Source organism: Flavobacterium cyanobacteriorum, from assembly GCF_002251835.1.
In the GTDB taxonomy this organism is placed as follows: Bacteria; Bacteroidota; Bacteroidia; order Flavobacteriales; family Flavobacteriaceae; genus Flavobacterium; species Flavobacterium cyanobacteriorum.
On record NZ_NOXV01000214.1, the window covers coordinates 1 to 17,223 of the forward strand.

General features: G+C 43.1%; 16 protein-coding genes and 2 tRNA genes. 14 read left to right on the forward strand and 4 right to left on the reverse strand.

Annotated elements, in window-relative coordinates:
• Nucleotides 1-145: 145 nt before the first annotated feature.
• The 13 genes from dnaE to CHU92_RS04945 all read left to right on the forward strand — a co-directional run bounded on the left by dnaE (nt 146) and on the right by CHU92_RS04945 (nt 12,316).
• The gene (gene dnaE / locus CHU92_RS04885; RefSeq protein ID WP_094413177.1) at nt 146-4,648 is read left to right on the forward strand and encodes a DNA polymerase III subunit alpha; all 4,503 of its coding nucleotides are present in this window, start codon (nt 146-148) and stop codon (nt 4,646-4,648) included.
• 111 nt (nt 4,649-4,759) lie between these two features.
• On the forward strand, nt 4,760-5,077 hold the full coding sequence (trxA, locus tag CHU92_RS04890; RefSeq protein ID WP_094413179.1) for a thioredoxin: 318 nt from the start codon (nt 4,760-4,762) through the stop codon (nt 5,075-5,077).
• 116 nt (nt 5,078-5,193) lie between these two features.
• The gene (locus CHU92_RS04895) at nt 5,194-6,120 is read left to right on the forward strand and encodes a DUF58 domain-containing protein (RefSeq protein WP_094413183.1); all 927 of its coding nucleotides are present in this window, start codon (nt 5,194-5,196) and stop codon (nt 6,118-6,120) included.
• An 86-nt stretch (nt 6,121-6,206) separates the two neighbouring features.
• Nucleotides 6,207-6,280 (forward strand) — tRNA-Asp (locus CHU92_RS04900).
• 168 nt (nt 6,281-6,448) lie between these two features.
• The gene (locus CHU92_RS04905) at nt 6,449-7,030 is read left to right on the forward strand and encodes an LOG family protein (RefSeq protein WP_094413185.1); all 582 of its coding nucleotides are present in this window, start codon (nt 6,449-6,451) and stop codon (nt 7,028-7,030) included.
• Nucleotides 7,031-7,089: 59 nt separating this feature from the next.
• Nucleotides 7,090-7,563, forward strand: coding sequence for a hypothetical protein (locus CHU92_RS04910; protein WP_094413187.1), 474 nt, complete (start codon nt 7,090-7,092; stop codon nt 7,561-7,563).
• A gap of 45 nt (nt 7,564-7,608) precedes the next feature.
• A complete protein-coding gene (gene ruvC / locus CHU92_RS04915) occupies nt 7,609-8,160 on the forward strand; it encodes a crossover junction endodeoxyribonuclease RuvC (RefSeq protein WP_094413189.1) in 552 nt (183 codons plus the stop codon).
• A 25-nt stretch (nt 8,161-8,185) separates the two neighbouring features.
• Nucleotides 8,186-9,319: a radical SAM family heme chaperone HemW gene (gene hemW / locus CHU92_RS04920; protein ID WP_094413191.1), complete on the forward strand. Its 1,134-nt coding sequence runs from the start codon at nt 8,186-8,188 to the stop codon at nt 9,317-9,319.
• A 12-nt stretch (nt 9,320-9,331) separates the two neighbouring features.
• Nucleotides 9,332-10,096, forward strand: coding sequence for a cyclase family protein (locus CHU92_RS04925; protein ID WP_094413193.1), 765 nt, complete (start codon nt 9,332-9,334; stop codon nt 10,094-10,096).
• Complete coding sequence (locus CHU92_RS04930; RefSeq protein ID WP_094413195.1) at nt 10,093-10,443, forward strand: DUF4260 domain-containing protein; 351 nt, start codon at nt 10,093-10,095, stop codon at nt 10,441-10,443. The genes CHU92_RS04925 and CHU92_RS04930 overlap by 4 nt, the downstream gene beginning before the upstream one ends.
• A 189-nt stretch (nt 10,444-10,632) precedes the next feature.
• The gene (locus CHU92_RS04935; protein ID WP_094413197.1) at nt 10,633-10,983 is read left to right on the forward strand and encodes a hypothetical protein; all 351 of its coding nucleotides are present in this window, start codon (nt 10,633-10,635) and stop codon (nt 10,981-10,983) included.
• A 203-nt stretch (nt 10,984-11,186) separates the two neighbouring features.
• Nucleotides 11,187-11,552: an MmcQ/YjbR family DNA-binding protein gene (locus CHU92_RS04940; protein ID WP_094413199.1), complete on the forward strand. Its 366-nt coding sequence runs from the start codon at nt 11,187-11,189 to the stop codon at nt 11,550-11,552.
• Between the two features lie 50 nt (nt 11,553-11,602).
• Nucleotides 11,603-12,316 carry a PH domain-containing protein gene (locus CHU92_RS04945; protein WP_094413201.1) on the forward strand — a complete coding sequence of 238 codons (714 nt, stop codon included), beginning with the start codon at nt 11,603-11,605 and terminating at the stop codon, nt 12,314-12,316.
• 29 nt (nt 12,317-12,345) lie between these two features.
• Here CHU92_RS04945 and CHU92_RS04950 read toward each other — a convergent pair whose 3' ends face one another.
• From CHU92_RS04950 to CHU92_RS04965, 4 genes are all read right to left on the reverse strand, one after another.
• Nucleotides 12,346-13,446 carry a DUF4407 domain-containing protein gene (locus CHU92_RS04950; RefSeq protein ID WP_094413203.1) on the reverse strand — a complete coding sequence of 367 codons (1,101 nt, stop codon included), beginning with the start codon at nt 13,444-13,446 and terminating at the stop codon, nt 12,346-12,348.
• 102 nt (nt 13,447-13,548) lie between these two features.
• A complete protein-coding gene (locus CHU92_RS04955; RefSeq protein WP_207759807.1) occupies nt 13,549-14,874 on the reverse strand; it encodes a M56 family metallopeptidase in 1,326 nt (441 codons plus the stop codon).
• Nucleotides 14,875-14,936: 62 nt separating this feature from the next.
• The gene (locus tag CHU92_RS04960) at nt 14,937-15,308 is read right to left on the reverse strand and encodes a BlaI/MecI/CopY family transcriptional regulator (RefSeq protein ID WP_094413207.1); all 372 of its coding nucleotides are present in this window, start codon (nt 15,306-15,308) and stop codon (nt 14,937-14,939) included.
• Between the two features lie 100 nt (nt 15,309-15,408).
• Nucleotides 15,409-16,797, reverse strand: coding sequence for a dipeptidase (locus tag CHU92_RS04965; RefSeq protein WP_094413209.1), 1,389 nt, complete (start codon nt 16,795-16,797; stop codon nt 15,409-15,411).
• Nucleotides 16,798-16,941: 144 nt separating this feature from the next.
• Between CHU92_RS04965 and CHU92_RS04970 the strand changes: the two genes are divergently transcribed.
• A tRNA-Leu gene (locus CHU92_RS04970) sits at nt 16,942-17,023 on the forward strand.
• Nucleotides 17,024-17,223 lie beyond the last annotated feature (200 nt).

Sequence of the window (17,223 nt, forward strand, 5' to 3'; positions counted from 1 at the left end):
AAAACGTAAAAAAACCGTCTCAAGTTGTGAGACGGCTTCTTTTATTTGTTGATAATTCGGTTTTACAGCTTCCCTAAATTAGCGTATTTTTGGAAAATCTGCTGTAAGCAGTTCCTTATTCTAACTTCCAAATTCCGCCGGGTTTATGTACTTGATTTTTGATACTGAAACAACAGGATTGCCTAAGCGCTGGGACGCACCCGTTACCGACACGGATAACTGGCCGCGCTGCATACAGATAGCCTGGCAGCTGCACGATGATATGGGCGCCCTTGTGGAGCACCAGGATTTTATTATAAAACCCGAAGGTTTCAATATCCCTTATGACGCCGAGCGCGTACACGGAATTTGTACCGAGCTTGCCCTTGAAGAGGGTTTGCCGCTGGCAGAGGTGCTTGAAAAGTTCAATGCAGCCTTGTCAAAAGCCAAATTTATTGTAGGGCAAAATGTAGGCTTTGATGTCAATATCATGGGGTGTGAGTTCCACCGTATGGCTGTTGAAACTAATTTGCCGGCCATGAAAGTACTCGATACATGTACTGAAATCACGGCTGAATTACTTAAGCTTCCCGGGGGGCGTGGCGGGAAATTCAAGCTGCCCACACTTACAGAGCTGCATGAGTACCTTTTCGGAGAACCTTTTGCAGAGGCACACAACGCTACCGCCGATGTTGAGGCAACAACCCGTTGTTTCCTGGAGCTTTTAAAACGTGAAGTTTTTACGCATGAAGAGCTGGATGTACACCCAACTTATTTTCATGAATTTAAAACAAGAAACCCCCAGCCTGTACAGCTCATTGGGTTAAAGCACATCAACTTAAAGCGGGCATCTGAAGAGGTGCGTAAACGCCTCGAGAAGCTGAAATCATCGGAAGTACTACAGGTACAAACCCCGCAGGTTAAGCAGGACCTTGCCGCTGTTGATTTCGTCCACCTGCACAACCACACACAATTTTCTGTACTTCAAAGTACCATAGCCGTACCCGATTTGGTTAAGGCAGCAGCTAAATATAAAATGCCCGCTGTTGCTATAACCGACCATGGCAACATGATGGGCGCTTTCCATTTTGTGAGCAACGTGCTTAACCATAATAAAGCTGCCGAAGCCAAAAATAAGGCTGCAGTTGAAAATGGCGAACAGCCCACAGAGGTAATCATGAAACCAATAGTGGGTTGCGAATTTTATGTGTGTGATGACTATAAAGATAAAACCCGCAAAGACAACGGCTACCAGATAGTAATGCTTGCCAAAAACAAGAAAGGTTACCATAACCTGGCAAAAATGTCATCTATAGCTTATACTGACGGATTTTATTATGTACCGAGGATTGATAAAAAAGTTATTCAGCAATATAAGGAAGACATTATTGTGCTTTCAGGCAACCTGTACGGTGAGATTCCGAATAAAATACTCAATATTGGCGAAAACCAGGCCGAAGAAGCATTGTTATGGTGGAAGAACGAGTTTGGCGATGACTTTTACATTGAGGTAATGCGCCACAACCAGGAGGATGAGAACCGGGTAAACCAGTCGCTCATAAGCCTGGCACGCAAGCACAATGTAAAGCTGGTGGCTACCAACAATACCTATTACGTAGAAAAGGAAGATTCTCATGCGCATGACATTCTTCTTTGTGTTAAAGATGGAGAGAAACTGGCTACTCCCATAGGCCGTGGCCGCGGTTTCCGATACGGGCTGCCTAACAGCGAGTATTACTTTAAGCCAGGGGAGGAGATGAAAAATCTCTTTGCCGACCTGCCTGAAGCCATTATTAATATACAGGAAATTGTAAATAAAGTTGAAACGTATTCATTATACCGCGATGTACTGCTTCCTAAGTTTGATATTCCCGGAGAGTTCCAGGACCCTGAAGACGAGGTTGACGGGGGCAAGCGGGGTGAAAATAAATATTTGCGGTACCTTACCTACAAAGGTGCTGAAAAGCGATACAAAGAAATCACTGATGATATCCGTGAGCGACTTGATTTTGAACTAAAAACCATTGAGAATACCGGTTATCCGGGCTATTTCCTTATAGTACAGGATTTTATTGCCGAAGCGCGTAACCTTGGCGTATCGGTAGGTCCGGGAAGGGGTTCTGCTGCCGGTTCGGCTGTGGCCTACTGTCTCGGGATAACCAATATTGACCCGATAGAATACGACCTGCTTTTTGAGCGCTTCCTTAATCCTGACCGTATTTCAATGCCCGACATCGATATTGACTTTGACGATGAGGGCCGTGGCAGGGTTATGGATTATGTAATCAATAAATATGGTGCCAACCAGGTAGCGCAGATTATTACCTACGGTACCATGGCCGCAAAATCATCTATCCGAGATACTGCCCGTGTGCTCGACCTGCCGCTGTTTGAGGCGGATAAGATAGCTAAGCTTATCCCCAACATGAAGCTGGCCAAGATATTCAACATGGATGCCAATGCCCTCCGCGGGGCATTGCGCTCAGACGAATATGACAGGGTGCAGGAACTAATCTCGTTAGCAGAGGCAGGCGACCTGAGTTCGGAAACCATCCAGCAGGCAAAGGTACTGGAAGGTTCTTTACGAAATACAGGGATACATGCCTGCGGGGTTATCATTACACCTGATGATATCACTAATTTCGTTCCGGTATCCGTTGCGAAAGATTCAGACCTGTATGTAACCCAGTTTGATAACTCGGTGGTAGAAAGCGCCGGATTGCTTAAAATGGACTTCCTGGGGCTGAAAACCCTTACCCTTATAAAAGATACGGTTAAGCTCGTAAAATACCGTTTTGGCATTGAGCTTGACCCTGATAATTTCCCCATTGACGACCAGAAAACGTACGAGCTTTTCCAGCGTGGTGAAACAGTGGGTATATTCCAGTACGAATCGCCCGGTATGCAAAAATACATGAAGGAGCTGAAGCCTACTGTGTTTGCCGACCTTATTGCCATGAACGCGCTGTACCGCCCGGGCCCGCTGGAATACATCCCAAGCTTCATCCGCAGGAAGAATGGTGAGGAAGAAATAAAGTACGACCTTGATGCCTGTGAGGAGTACCTTAAGGAAACGTACGGTATCACAGTTTACCAGGAGCAGGTGATGCTGCTTTCGCAAAAACTGGCAGGCTTTACTAAAGGTGAAGCCGATGTACTGCGCAAAGCAATGGGTAAAAAGCAGAAGGACGTACTGGACAAAATGAAGCCTAAGTTTGTGGAACAGGCAGCCGCCAAAGGCCATGACCCTGCTACACTTGAAAAAATATGGAAAGACTGGGAAGCTTTTGCCAGCTACGCGTTCAATAAATCACATTCTACCTGCTATGCCTGGGTAGCGTACCAGACAGCGTACCTGAAAGCGCACTATCCCGCTGAATACATGGCAGCCGTGCTTTCCAACAACATGAACGACATTAAGCAGGTATCTTTCTTTATGGAAGAATGTAAGCGTATGGGCTTGCAGGTGCTTGGCCCTGATGTCAATGAATCATATTATAAGTTTACTGTAAACGGCCAGGGCGCCGTACGTTTTGGTATGGGTGCTATTAAAGGTGTTGGAGCCGGTGCGGTTGATACTATTGTAGAAAACAGGAAAAACGGTAAATACAAATCGATTTTTGACCTTGCTAAACGTGTGGACCTGCGGGCAGCCAATAAAAAAGCTTTCGAGAACCTGGCGCTGGCCGGTGGCTTTGACTGTTTTGCCAATACACACCGGGCGCAATATTTCCATATTGACAGCACAGAAAATATTAGTTTCCTTGAAAAGGCAATGCGCTATGGCTCTAAATTCCAGGAAAATGAAAATTCAAGCCAGGTAAGCCTTTTCGGCGAAACAAGCGAAGTACAGATACCTGAACCGGTAGTGCCGCCCTGCGAAGAGTGGAGCACTATGGAAAAACTGGCCAAAGAAAGGGAAGTTGTGGGTATATACATTTCCGGCCACCCGCTTGATGATTACAAGTTTGAAATGAAATATTTTTGTAACGCCAGGCTTGATGTACTTAAAAACCTTGAACAGCATGTAAATAAAAACCTCAGTTTTGGGGGCATCATATCAAACGTGCAGCATAAAGTGGCCAAAAATGGCAAGGGCTGGGCATCATTTATGCTTGAAGGATACGATGAAAGCCACGAGTTCAGGATATATGGCGAAGAGTACTTAAAGTTCAGGCATTTTTTAATTGCAAATAATTTTACATACATCAAAGTAATGGTGCGCGAAGGCTGGGTTAATGCAGAAGGTAAACGTGGCGAGCCAAGGCTACAGTTTGTAGCCATACAATACCTGCAGGATGTATTGCCGGCTTTTGCAAAAAAACTTATTATACAATTCAATGTGGCAGAGCTGCATGAAGACCAGATGCTGAAATTGCATAAACTTTTTACCGGCAGCAGGGGCGACCATACGGTACAGTTTGAGGTGATGGAACTTGAAAAAGTAAAGAAACAGGTTGTAGTAGAAAATAAAGTACTGGTAGCAGCTGATGATGACATGGAACCAGATGCTGAACTGACCGGGATGGAAGAACCTGTAGTTGCCGATGTTGCAGATGTACAGGTTGTTACTAAGCTCTCAATGCCCAGCAGGAAGCTCAAAATAAGCATCACAAATGATTTGCTGGCAGCGTTGGAGAAGCTGAATATCACCTTCAGGCTGAACTAAAATTCTGATAATTTTTTCTTATATAGGTATAGTTAAAACTAATATATGTTTAACAATTTTATTGGGCAATTGTAGCTAAATTTGCAGAATAATTTAAAGCAAAAGTATATTATGGCACAAGCAATAACTGATGCTACTTTTGAAGAAGTAGTGTTAAAATCAGAAAAACCGGTACTTGTAGATTTCTGGGCAGCATGGTGCGGCCCCTGCAGGATGGTAGGCCCAATCATTGATGAAATCAGCAAAGAATATGAAGGTAAGGCCGTGGTAGGCAAAGTTGATGTGGATGCCAACCAGGAGTTCGCCGCAAAATATGGGGTAAGGAATATCCCTACTGTCCTTGTTTTCCAAAATGGTGAAGTAGTAGGACGCCAAGTAGGCGTTGCGCCAAAGCAGACCTACACCAATGCAATTGATGCCCTGTTGTAAAATATTATCTGAATTGCTTTTAGATATTGCCCCTGCGAGAGCGGGGGCTTTTTATTTTCTATAATAATAGATAAACGTTCAGTGTTTAATTCTTTACAATTTCATACATTTGGGATATGAAGATCGAAGCACAATTAGAAAAAATTTCAGGTTTCGGCCATTTAGAGCTTTTAGCCAACCAGATAGTGGAAGGCTTTATATCGGGTATGCATAAAAGCCCTTTCCACGGATTTTCATCAGAATTTGCCGAACATAAAATCTACAATGCAGGTGAAAGTACGCGGCATATTGACTGGAAACTATACGCTAAAACGGACAGGCTTTATACCAAGCGCTATGAGGAAGAGACAAATTTGCGCTGCCATTTGATAATAGACAGTTCTTCGTCAATGCATTACCCGGTTTTAAAGGAGGGCCAGCCATTTTATAGGAACAAAATAGGGTTTTCGGTACTCGCATCTGCGGTTCTCATGGACCTGCTAAAACGCCAGCGGGACGCCGTTGGGCTTAGTATTTATTCAGATATATATGAGTTTTATGCCCCGGAGAAAGGCAGCGACAGGCACCACAGGATGCTTTTGGATAAACTTGAGGGTGTGGTGGCTTCGCCAAAAGCAGCAAAAAATACCGATACAGTGACGTTTTTGCACCAGATTGCGCAGAAAATGCACCGCCGTTCCATGATTATCCTGTTCACAGATATGTTCCAGCCTGGCAAGGATGATGCGCTTTTTGATGCCCTGCAGCACTTAAAACATAATAAGCACAAGGTGGTGCTTTTCCATGTAATTGATAAAAAAACGGAATTTAGTCTTGATTTTGATAATAATCCCCGTAAATTTATAGATGTTGAGACTGGCGAGGAAGTAAACTTGTTTGCTGAAAATGTAAAGGAAGAATATGAAAAAAGCGTAGCGTTGTATTTCAGGAAAGTAGCAGATACGTGTATCCAGTATAAAATCAGGTATGTGCCTGTTTCTGTCCATGAGGATTTTGAAAAAATATTGACCACTTACCTTGTTGAGAAACAAAAGTTTGGATAGCTGCGGGTAAAATAATTTTATTTTTGTGTAGCAAAGGTTTGGAGAAATAAAAATCTGTTGTATATTTGCAACCGCAATTAAGCGCTGGTTTGGTAGTTCAGTTGGTTAGAATACGTGCCTGTCACGCACGGGGTCGCGGGTTCGAGTCCCGTCCAGACCGCTAAAAGCAGAGAAAGCCTCTCGGATTCGGGAGGCTTTTTTCCGCGAAAATATTTAAGATTAGTTGTGTTGTTTATGCCCGCCGTGGCGGGTAGGTTTAGTAGTTAGACCAATGAAAAGCTTTCCATTAATTTGGAGGGCTTTTTTGATTTTTATATACTTCATCATTATGCAAACTATTACTGTTTTTTGTGCTTCAAGCCATGGTAATGACCCGCTTTTTCAAAAAGAGGCCTATACTACAGGGTACACATTGGCAAAAAATAACATTGGTGTAGTTTATGGAGGTGCCTGTGTAGGGCTTATGGGTGCCGTGGCCGATGGCGCGCTTGCTGCCGGAGGCCAAGTAACAGGTGTATTGCCGCATTTCCTGCAAACTAAAGAAATAGCGCACACAGGCCTTACCCGGCTAATAATTGTTAATACCATGCATGAGCGCAAGTTAGAGATGCACGGGCTCAGCGATGGCATTATTACCCTTCCCGGCGGCTTTGGCACACTGGAAGAATTATTTGAAATGCTCACATGGGCACAGCTGGGGCTGCATAAAAAGCCTGTGGGGTTATTGAACGTTTCAGGGTTTTATAACAGCCTTCTTGCCTTTATTGATGAAGCCGTGCAAAAAGGGTTGCTCAAACAGGACAACAGGGACATGATACTGGTGGATGAAAATATGGACAGGCTCCTGGAAAAGATGCGCAATTATAAGGCACCTGAAACTCCCAAATGGATTACTAAAGAAACTACCTGATATATTAAATGGGGTTGCTGTAAATTTTTCTTTATTTTTGACATAGCTATAGTTAAGCCATGAATAAAGCAACGGCCCTGTTATTACTATTACTGCTGTGTTCCTGCCAGCTTTTTGACAGGCAGGTGCCTGATGAGGAAGAGCTGCTGCGGAAACGCCTGGGCGAAATCAACTGGAAGGAAGTAAGCACTTATCCATCTGTTGCAGGATGCGGGGGGATACTCGATAAAGAGGCGCAGAAAAAATGCTTTTTTGAGGGTATGGCCCGCCTGGTAAGCGAAAGGCTTAATGATGGCGCCCTGGCGCTTGTTTATCCTGAAAATGATACCCTGAGGGTTAAGGTAACTGTGTTTGCTGATGCAGCTGTAAAGTTTGAGCCGCAGCTCAATGAAGCCGGCCTTTCGGTCAACGTTAAAGCTATAGACAGCGTCCTGAACGCACACCTGGCAGATTTCCCCAAAATAGAACCTGCCCAAAAAGAAGGGGTACCCGTAACCAGCCAGTTTATTCTTCCCGTAATCATCACAAAGTAAAAATAATAATAAGTAGCTTTGCAAAAGGCATAATCACGCAGCAAATTGTCACAGGAGCGCATCATACTTGGTATTGACCCCGGCACTACTATTATGGGTTTTGGCCTTATAAGGGTAGTAAATAAAAAGATGGAGTTCATCCAGCTAAATGAGCTGCACCTTGCAAAATACGAAGACCATTACGTAAAGCTCAGGGCTATATTCCAGCGTACTATAGAACTTATTGATACCCATCATCCTGACGAAATAGCCATTGAAGCGCCTTTTTTCGGTAAAAACGTGCAGTCTATGCTTAAGCTGGGCCGGGCCCAGGGCGTGGCTATGGCAGCAGGTTTGTCGCGCCAGATCCCTATTACGGAATATGAGCCGAAGAAAATAAAAATGGCCATAACCGGTAACGGCGCCGCCAGTAAGGAGCAGGTAGCAAAAATGCTCCAGCAGCTGTTGGGGCTTAAAGAGCTGCCGAAAAACCTGGACAGTACCGACGGGCTTGCAGCGGCAGTCTGCCATTTTTTTAATTCAGGCAAAACGGTAGGGGATAAAAGTTACTCCGGTTGGGATGCTTTTGTTAAACAAAATGCAGGCAGGATAAAATAATATTTCACGCTTTAGAAATCAAATCATGGCAGGTATCTATATCCATATCCCTTTTTGCAGGCAGGCATGCCATTACTGCGACTTCCATTTCTCAACTTCCATGAAGAACAGGGAAGCTATGGTAGAGGCGCTTGCAAAAGAAATAACTCTGCGCAGGGATGAGCTGGCAGGCGAACCTGTAGAAACCATTTATTTTGGCGGGGGTACGCCATCGGTATTGAGTAATAAACAGATAAATTTTATTATTGATGCCGTATATCAAAATTTCACTGTTACTGATAATCCTGAAATTACCCTTGAGGCTAATCCCGACGATTTGTCAGCTTTACGGATAGCGGAATTATCAAATACACAAATTAACAGGTTAAGCATCGGTATCCAGTCGTTTTTCGAAGACGACCTGAAGATGATGAACCGTGCCCATGACGCCCTTGATGCCGAAGCCTGCCTGACTGAAGCAGTAAACTATTTTGATAATATTTCAATAGACCTGATTTACGGCATCCCCGGCATGGGCAATGAAAAGTGGATGCAGAATATAAATAAGGCACTGTCTTTCGGCGTGCCGCACATTTCCAGCTATGCCCTTACGGTAGAGCCAAAAACGGCGCTGCACAAGCTGGTGCAGAAGGGTATTATAGCAGCACCCAGCGATGAGGCCGCACAGGAGCACTTCCTGTTGCTGGTTGACAAACTTGAGCAGGCAGGCTTTATTCATTATGAACTTTCTAATTTTGGCAGGGAAGGTTATTTTTCAAAGAATAACACGGCTTACTGGCTCGGTAAGCACTATTTGGGCATAGGCCCTTCAGCCCATAGTTACGATGGCCATTCACGGGGATGGAATATCAGTAACAATAATTTATACATACATGCCATACAGGCGGGGCAGGTGCCGCTTGAGCGTGAAGTGCTTACTAAAAATGACCGCTACAACGAATATGTTATGACAAGCCTGCGTACGGTTTGGGGTGTATCGGTAGAAAAGGTAAAACGCGAATTTGGATTGCGGTATAGCAATTACCTGTTAAGGGAAGCCCAAAAGCACATCAGGCAGGGGCATCTTAGTTTTGCTGCCGGCACAATAAGGGCCACCAGAAAAGGAAAGTTTTTAACCGACGGGATGGCAAGTGACCTGTTTTTTATAAATTTGGGCTGAAACCACCAGCCTATGAAAGCTACCATAACACATAATGATGTACTATTCACTGTTGATTTTTCACGGCCAATAGATATTTCTATACCCCTTAGTGCAGATGAAAAAAACCCTGTTGCCTGGTATATTGATAAGCCGGTTATAGCGCCTGTAACAATAGGTGACTGGACAGGCAGTGTAAGCCGGGGCGCCTCCACCAACTTCAACAACATTGTATTTAATCCGCACGGGCACGGTACCCATACCGAATGCCTGGGGCATATTACAAAGGATTTCTATAGCATCAACAAAGCATTGAAGCAATTTTTCTTCCTTGCAGAAGTAGTGTCAGTACAGCCTGAAGTAAAAGGCAAAGACCTTATTATCACCCTAAAGCAGATACAAACCATTTTAGGTAATAAGTTACCTGAAGCGGTAGTGATACGCACATTGCCAAATGAAACTGTTAAAATGTCAAAAAACTACAGCAATACCAATCCGCCCTATCTTGAAGAAAGTGCAGCAGTGTTCCTGCGCCAACGAGGGGTGAAGCACCTGCTGGTAGACCTGCCGAGCGTGGACCGTGAAAAGGATGAAGGGAAACTATTGGCACATAAGGCTTTCTGGAATGTTAAAGATGTAAATGACCTTAATGCTGACGCACGCCATGACGCCACAATTACCGAAATGGTATTTGTACCTGATGAAGTGGCTGATGGGAGTTACCTCCTCAATTTACAGATTGCATCGTTTGAAAATGATGCTGCTCCCTCTAAACCGGTTTTATACAAGATAGTATGAATACACTGATTAAACTTGAAGAAGCGGCTATGTTTGCGCTGGGTATTTACCTGTTCAGCCTGCTCCATTACCAGTGGTGGTGGTTTGCGGCGCTTATACTTGCACCGGATATTGGCATGCTTGGTTACATAGCCGGGAATAAGGCAGGGGCCTGGAGCTATAATCTCTTTCACCACACAGGTGTGGCCGTGTTAATTTATCTGTTGGGAATATATGCCGGGGCTGAACCCGTTAAGCTTATAGGCATAATTTTGTTTTCTCATTCGGCTATGGACAGGATGATGGGGTATGGCCTGAAATATGAAAAAGGGTTTAAATTTACCCACCTGGGTGAAATAGGACGCTAAAGGGTCATCATATACATACTGGCTTGAATAAAAGCATAATTATAGCTAATATTTACGGCGTAATGCACGAGTTTCCCTAAGGGTGCGAAAAATATCCGTTTTTAGCCCTAATTAAAGCCGCATTAAAATAGTGCGGCGAGTGGAGCTTATCACGGAATTTAGCCTACAGACAATTAAAAACTAAAACATATGCGAAAATTATTTATTGTAACAATCATTGCTTTGACCACATTTTCTACTTTTTCACAAAGTACATCAGAAGCCCCAAAACAAAATATCTCTACGGATAGTAATGTCGCGTTTAGACTATTCGCTACAAGAAATATGTATACTTTTATCAAATTGAACACGAGGAATGGACAAATGTGGCAAGTTCAATGGGACACAAAAAGCAGTCAGGTTGAAACTGCGCTATCTTTAATAACTCGTGTTAAAAAAGAAGAAGAAAGTGATGGAAGATTTTTTCTTTATCCGACAACGAACGTATATAATTTTATTTTACTTGACCAAATTGACGGAAGAGTATGGCAAGTTCAATAGTCAGATGAACCTAAAGAAAGATTAGTTATTCCAATCAATTAAAATAGTTATGATTTTGATCTTGGAGTTTTAACCAAGAAGTAAACTTTTAAATTCTTTACTGTCCTGATTAATAGTGGCAGGGAGATATTGCGCACAGTTGGACTAAAAATTATTGTAAGACAGAGGCTGCCGCTCCTTATAAAAAATAAAAATAAGTAGCTATGACGATACAGGACTTTTACGATTACTGCCTCAGTAAAAAAGGCGTTACAGAACATTTTCCTTTTGATGAGGATACACTTGTATTCAAGGTGGGCGGCAAGATGTTTGCCCTGGCATCATTAAGCCAGTGGGAAAAAGGCGAAGCTTCTGTTAACCTGAAATGCGAACCGGACAGGGCGCTGGAGCTCAGGGCGCAGTATGAAGGCGTGCAGCCGGGATACCACATGAGTAAGGTACACTGGAATACAGTAACAGTTGATAGCGATGTGCCGGGGCGGTTGCTCAGGGAACTGATAGACCATTCCTATGAACTGGTTTATAGCAGCCTGACAAAAAAAATACAGGCAGAAATAGCCTCACAATAATTTTATGTGCCTAATGTTTATACATTTGCAAAGCAATAACCTGAAGTAAAATGAAAGAACATATCAAAAATTTCCTCAACGAGGAGCAGGACCCGAAAGCAGTAGAGAAAATTACGTCTAAATTGAACGACCTGCTGATGCGCGGCGAAGAAGTAGGCTACATAGGCGTACAGAAAAAACCGGCCATAAACGTGTTTCCTGACACTATTGTCCTGACTAATAAGCGCATTATCATCTGTAAGCCTAAGAACCTGGGCCTTAGCATGGAATTCACGGATTATCCCTGGAACGTGGTTTCGGCTACTTTTGTTAAGGAGAATATACTGGGGTCTGAATTTTCGTTTACCACCACTACCGATATTACGGTTACCATAGATTATATCCCTAAAATACAGGCACGCAAAATAAATACCTTTGCCCGGGAACAGCTGGAGCTGCTCAGGGAAGGCCACGCGCCTGCGCAGGCACAGCCAGCTGCTGATTTTAGCCAGCCGGCAACACCCCAGGAACCTGTAGCAGCAACCCAGCCGGAAATTGAAGAAGTGGAAACGGAGGAGGTAAATGATTTTGCCGAAATAATACCTGCCACGGTATCGGCGCCCGCACCAGAATCTGCCGCCCCGGCCAGGGACGGTGATTTGGCTGGCCTGACCAAAGAACAGCTGTTCGAAAAACTCCAGAATTACAAAAAACTACTGGATAACGGGCTGATACTGCAGGGCGAATATGACAGCCTCAAGAACGAAATCATTAAATACCTATAAAAAAAGCCGCTACTGCGGCTTTTTTTATCTTACATAACACTCTTCTGTTTATTGGAGAAGCTGTCGGCCTGCATTTCGAGCAGTTCAATAGCTTTTTTCTTCTTGTAGTTATAAAGTTCCCTGTCAGTGCGAATTTCTGCATATACGTCATCGTAAATATCTGCATCTGTGCTTCGCATCAGGTCGCGCTGGTAGGTATTTTGCGCCAGGTTGGTTTTTATGGCGGTTTCACTGTCCTCCAGCTTAAAATCATATTCGCCTTTCGGGGAAAGCATTTTTGCAATAATAGGGGAGGTTTCTATAGCCAGGAACAGCAGCATGATAAAAAATGAGGGCAGCCACGGCAGTTTACCAAGTGCATTAATGCGTGCCATAAGGCCGTCAAAGCTGTCGATTATAGGCTGTGTCTCGGTTACTTTTTTATCCAGGTTGGCTTGCAGCGTTGTGGCTTCTTTTTCTTTGGCAGCTATTTTGGCAAGATTATTTTTTCGCAAAGTATCCAGTTCGGCAAGGGCAGCGTCGTGTTTCTGCCTTTTTTCAGCATATACGGGGCCCTTACCCATTTTCAGGGTGCCTTTGGTGCCTTCAGCTTCGGTAATATAGGTACTGTAAAGGTCATTAACCTCCTTTTCTTTTTTTGCAATAGCCGATTTCAGGCTGTCGGTTTCCGCCTTGTTTTTGTCAAGATCGGCCTTGTAATAATTGGCTACCTGCTTTTTATTGGCCATGGCCAGCTCATTTTTTTCTTTCAGCAGCACAGTGTCAATTTCTTTCTGGAATATTTTGATTTCCAGTGGCTTCGAAATCACAATAGCAATAATCATGGCCAGCACAATACGTGGCGATGCCTGCACCAGTTCCTGCCAAAAGCTGTCCCTTTTCCTGATGGTCGAAACAATAAACCTGTCAAGATTAAAAATAAGGAAGCCCCACACCAGCCCAAAAAGCGCTGCCATCCACGCATTGTCAAACACAGTATAAAGGGCATAAGCCGAGGCTATCCAGGCCAGTACTGCCGTGAAGAAAACGGTAGCGCCTATACCGGCATATTTGTTCTGTTCGCCGTTGGAACAGGTGTAGATAAGGTCTTTATCTGCGCCGGAGCAGATGATGAAAAAACGCTTTAGCATGACTGATGATTTTTTGATTGATGATGCTACAAAGGTAACGTGTTTTTCACCATATTGTTGTTAAGTGGCTGGCTTAATTTAATTTATAAAAAATATAGCCGCTTAAGGGCGGCTATAATCATTTCTCATTGTTTGAAAAAATTCAATTGTGTCCGAGCCATAATGCTGTTTCTGTACACCCATTTTGGCATCGTCAAAAGCCTTATGTGTCCAGAACCAGTACTGATAGGGCTGGGGGTGTTTTTCGGTCCTTGCATTTTTTAATATAATACTACCACTAAAGTAGGCAATTTCATTAGGCGTTAATTTTAAAAGTTCATTGTTGTTTACATTTTTGCCGTCAATCCATATAGCATATTTTTTCGAATTAAGGAATTCTTCAATTTCCTTTAAAGAAGGAGATTTTTTTACATAAGGCTCCGGAACATAAAGCAGCCACTTGTAGCGTTCAATTTCTGCGTCTGTAAGCTCTTCATAAAGTTTGCTTAAAATTATGTTTTCTCCAATAACTTTAGTTTTTGTGGTTGTTCCTCTTTTATAGGCAATAATGCGTACGCCTTTAAAATATTTGTCACGCGTTACTTTGCCTGATTGTTGTTCCTGCTTTACGGAAGGTACAAGAGCAGGTTTTTCCTTTGCAATCGATTCTATACAAAATAAAGCAGCCAATCCGGCAATAACCTGTACTGAGGCCATTTTAACAATTGCAGATTTTGCCTTTGTTGTTGTTTTTGTCATCATAATAAAGCGTTTTTTGGTTATTGAATAGTTTATGCTGCTGGCAAGGCGAAGGTTGAGATGTGGGGTTGATTTGCAAAGCAGCAACTGCTGATATTTCACCACATCCTTATCAGACGAGGTTACAGCTTCATCAGCCAGAAATTCGTGGTTAAGCTGTATTGCCTTCTTGTACAGGTAAAGCAGCGGATTAAACCAGTAAGCCACTTTCAGTAATTCTAAAACCAACAGGTCATATGTATGCTTTTGGCTTACATGCGTTAATTCATGGATGTAAAGTTCTTGTTCAATACATCGGTTCTCATGATCTTCTTTTGACAAAAAGATGTAACCAAGAAAAGTGTGTGGCAAGGTTTTTCCTTCTAGAAGCACAAGCTTTGCAGAACCATAAGTTATTTTAGTGCCTGATGCCGCCTTTTTATAGAGCTTATAGATGTTATTAATAAGCCTTATTGCCAGCAATGATGCTACAAAACCATAAATGACCCAAAATACAAGCGCGAGGTAATCTGCTTTTTCAACTGGTAGCGCGGCAACTACAGGTAGCTTTTCAATGGCTGGTTGAAGGAGTTTAGTTTCCGCCGGAGCTTCTGTATATAGAGGAATGGATATGAAGGGTACAGCAAGCGAAAACAGCAGCGAAAACAGCAGGTAAAAGCGGTTAAACACATGTATCTTCTCTTTTTCCAACAGAAAATGATATAGAGCAAGAAATACTGCCTTGCATATGGTTGATTTGATCAGAAACACAATCATTTTTTCTTCTTTTGAATCTCTTTATCGATTATTTCTTTAAGTTCTTCCAATTCAGCGGCAGTCATGTTTGTTTCTTTTGTAAAAAATGAAGCAAACTGTGCTGTTGAATTATTAAAGAAGCTTTTAATCATCCCGTTCATTTGTTTTGAAAAGTAAGCCGACTTCTCAATAAGCGGGTAATATTCCCTTGACTTGCCAAATTCTTTATAGCCTACAAAACCTTTATCGGCCATACGCTTCAAAAGAGTCGCAATTGTTGTTGCTGCAGGTTTCGGGTCAGGGAACATATCAATAAGGTCTTTCATAAATGCCTTTTCCTGTTTCCACAGAAATTGCATAAGCTGTTCTTCGGTTTTGGTTAACTGCATTGTTCTACAAAATTAGAATGTATTCTACAAATGTAGAATAAAAAATAACATGTGCAACTTTTTTGAGAAAAAAAATCCGCCTCAGTGGGCGGATTTTAAATTATTTACTCATTTCTGTAAAATGCTTATAGAATAAGGGGATTGTTTCAATACCCTTAAGGTAATTAAATATTCCGAAATGCTCATTAGGGGAGTGTATGGCATCACTATCAAGGCCAAAGCCCATCATAATGGTTTTGCTCTTCAGCTCTTTTTCAAACAAGGCTACAATCGGGATACTTCCCCCCGAGCGTACCGGGATAGGGCGTATGCCGAAACTTTCTTCATACGCCGCGGCCGCAGCCCGGTAGCCAGTGCTGTCTATGGGTGTAACATAAGCCTGCCCGCCATGGTGAGGCTTCACTTTTACCCGTACACCTTTAGGCGCAAGGCTTTCAAAATATTTCGTAAACATTTCGGTTATCTCGTTCCAGTCCTGGTCGGGCACCAGGCGCATGGATATTTTAGCATACGCCTTACTGGCTATAACTGTTTTAGCGCCTTCGCCGGTATAGCCTCCCCAAATGCCGTTTACATCAAGTGTAGGGCGTATAGAGTTGCGTTCATTCGTTGTATAACCTGCCTCGCCATAAACATCTTCAATATCCAGTGCCTGCCTGTAAGCATCAAGCGAAAAAGGCGCCTTAGCCATTTCACCGCGCTCTTCGCGGCTCAGTTCCTGTACCCTGTCATAAAATCCGGGAATGGTAATATGGTTATTCTCATCATGCAGCTGCGCAATCATCTTGGCCAGGATATTAATAGGGTTGGCCACGGCACCGCCATACAGGCCTGAGTGCAGGTCGCGGTTAGGGCCGGTAACTTCAACTTCTACATAGCTTAGGCCGCGCAGGCCGGTTGTTATAGACGGCTGCTGGTTGGAAATCATTCCCGTGTCTGAAATAAGGATTACATCATTCTTCAGCTTCTCGTGGTTACGCTCCACAAACCAGGCAAGGCTTGGTGAGCCAACTTCTTCCTCGCCTTCAATCATGAACTTAACATTGCACGGCAGGTTGTTGTGCTGTACCATGTATTCCAGTGCCTTTACATGCATGTACATCTGGCCTTTGTCATCACAGGCGCCACGGGCAAAAATGGCACCTTCAGGATGCAGCTCCGTGTTTTTTATAACAGGCTCAAACGGCGGTGATGTCCATAAATCTAAAGGATCGGGCGGCTGCACGTCATAATGCCCGTAAACAAGTACGGTAGGCAGGTTAGCGTCTGTTATTTTTTCGCCGTACACAATAGGGTAACCGGGAGTTTCACAAAGTTCCACTTTGTCGCAGCCTGCTTTTTCGAGGCTGGCTTTAACGGCATGTGCCGTATTTATTACATCCTGGGAATAGGCGCTGTCGGCACTTACAGAGGGAATTTTAAGTAATTCAATGAGCTCATTAAGGAAACGTTCTTTATTTTGCTGAACGTAGTTTTTTATGTTATCCATTAAAATTTAGATATATACGGTTGATGGTCAAAAATACGAAAAAATAAATTTTAAAAAATCTCGATTTTCTCTTGCAAAATAGGGAACTAGTCGTATATTTGCACCCACAATACCGGAACAATAACTGTTTTACGAATTGTAACCGCGGGTGTGGTGAAATTGGTAGACACGCCAGACTTAGGATCTGGTGCCTCACGGTGTGTAGGTTCGAGTCCTATCACCCGCACAAAAAAAGCCTCTGAAAATCAGAGGCTTTTTTATTTGTATATTTTATTGTTATTACAATGCTGCAACAGTATTTTAAGTGAACCTGTAATTAAAATAGTACTCTTATATGTAAGTTTCTGATAGTTTTAACCTTAAAACCTTTATAGTACTGTATAAAAAAGAAGCCGTCTCACAACTTGAGACGGTTTTTTTACGTTT

Coding starts and splice junctions, on each gene's coding strand:
- CHU92_RS04965 (WP_094413209.1), bottom strand. CDS start 16,797: ATGGATAACATAAAAAACTACGTTCAGCAAAATAAAGAACGTTTCCTT.
- CHU92_RS04940 (WP_094413199.1), top strand. CDS start 11,187: ATGACGATACAGGACTTTTACGATTACTGCCTCAGTAAAAAAGGCGTT.
- dnaE (WP_094413177.1), top strand. CDS start 146: ATGTACTTGATTTTTGATACTGAAACAACAGGATTGCCTAAGCGCTGG.
- CHU92_RS04905 (WP_094413185.1), top strand. CDS start 6,449: ATGCAAACTATTACTGTTTTTTGTGCTTCAAGCCATGGTAATGACCCG.
- CHU92_RS04930 (WP_094413195.1), top strand. CDS start 10,093: ATGAATACACTGATTAAACTTGAAGAAGCGGCTATGTTTGCGCTGGGT.
- CHU92_RS04910 (WP_094413187.1), top strand. CDS start 7,090: ATGAATAAAGCAACGGCCCTGTTATTACTATTACTGCTGTGTTCCTGC.
- trxA (WP_094413179.1), top strand. CDS start 4,760: ATGGCACAAGCAATAACTGATGCTACTTTTGAAGAAGTAGTGTTAAAA.
- CHU92_RS04935 (WP_094413197.1), top strand. CDS start 10,633: ATGCGAAAATTATTTATTGTAACAATCATTGCTTTGACCACATTTTCT.
- CHU92_RS04925 (WP_094413193.1), top strand. CDS start 9,332: ATGAAAGCTACCATAACACATAATGATGTACTATTCACTGTTGATTTT.
- hemW (WP_094413191.1), top strand. CDS start 8,186: ATGGCAGGTATCTATATCCATATCCCTTTTTGCAGGCAGGCATGCCAT.
- CHU92_RS04945 (WP_094413201.1), top strand. CDS start 11,603: ATGAAAGAACATATCAAAAATTTCCTCAACGAGGAGCAGGACCCGAAA.
- CHU92_RS04950 (WP_094413203.1), bottom strand. CDS start 13,446: ATGCTAAAGCGTTTTTTCATCATCTGCTCCGGCGCAGATAAAGACCTT.
- CHU92_RS04895 (WP_094413183.1), top strand. CDS start 5,194: ATGAAGATCGAAGCACAATTAGAAAAAATTTCAGGTTTCGGCCATTTA.
- CHU92_RS04960 (WP_094413207.1), bottom strand. CDS start 15,308: ATGCAGTTAACCAAAACCGAAGAACAGCTTATGCAATTTCTGTGGAAA.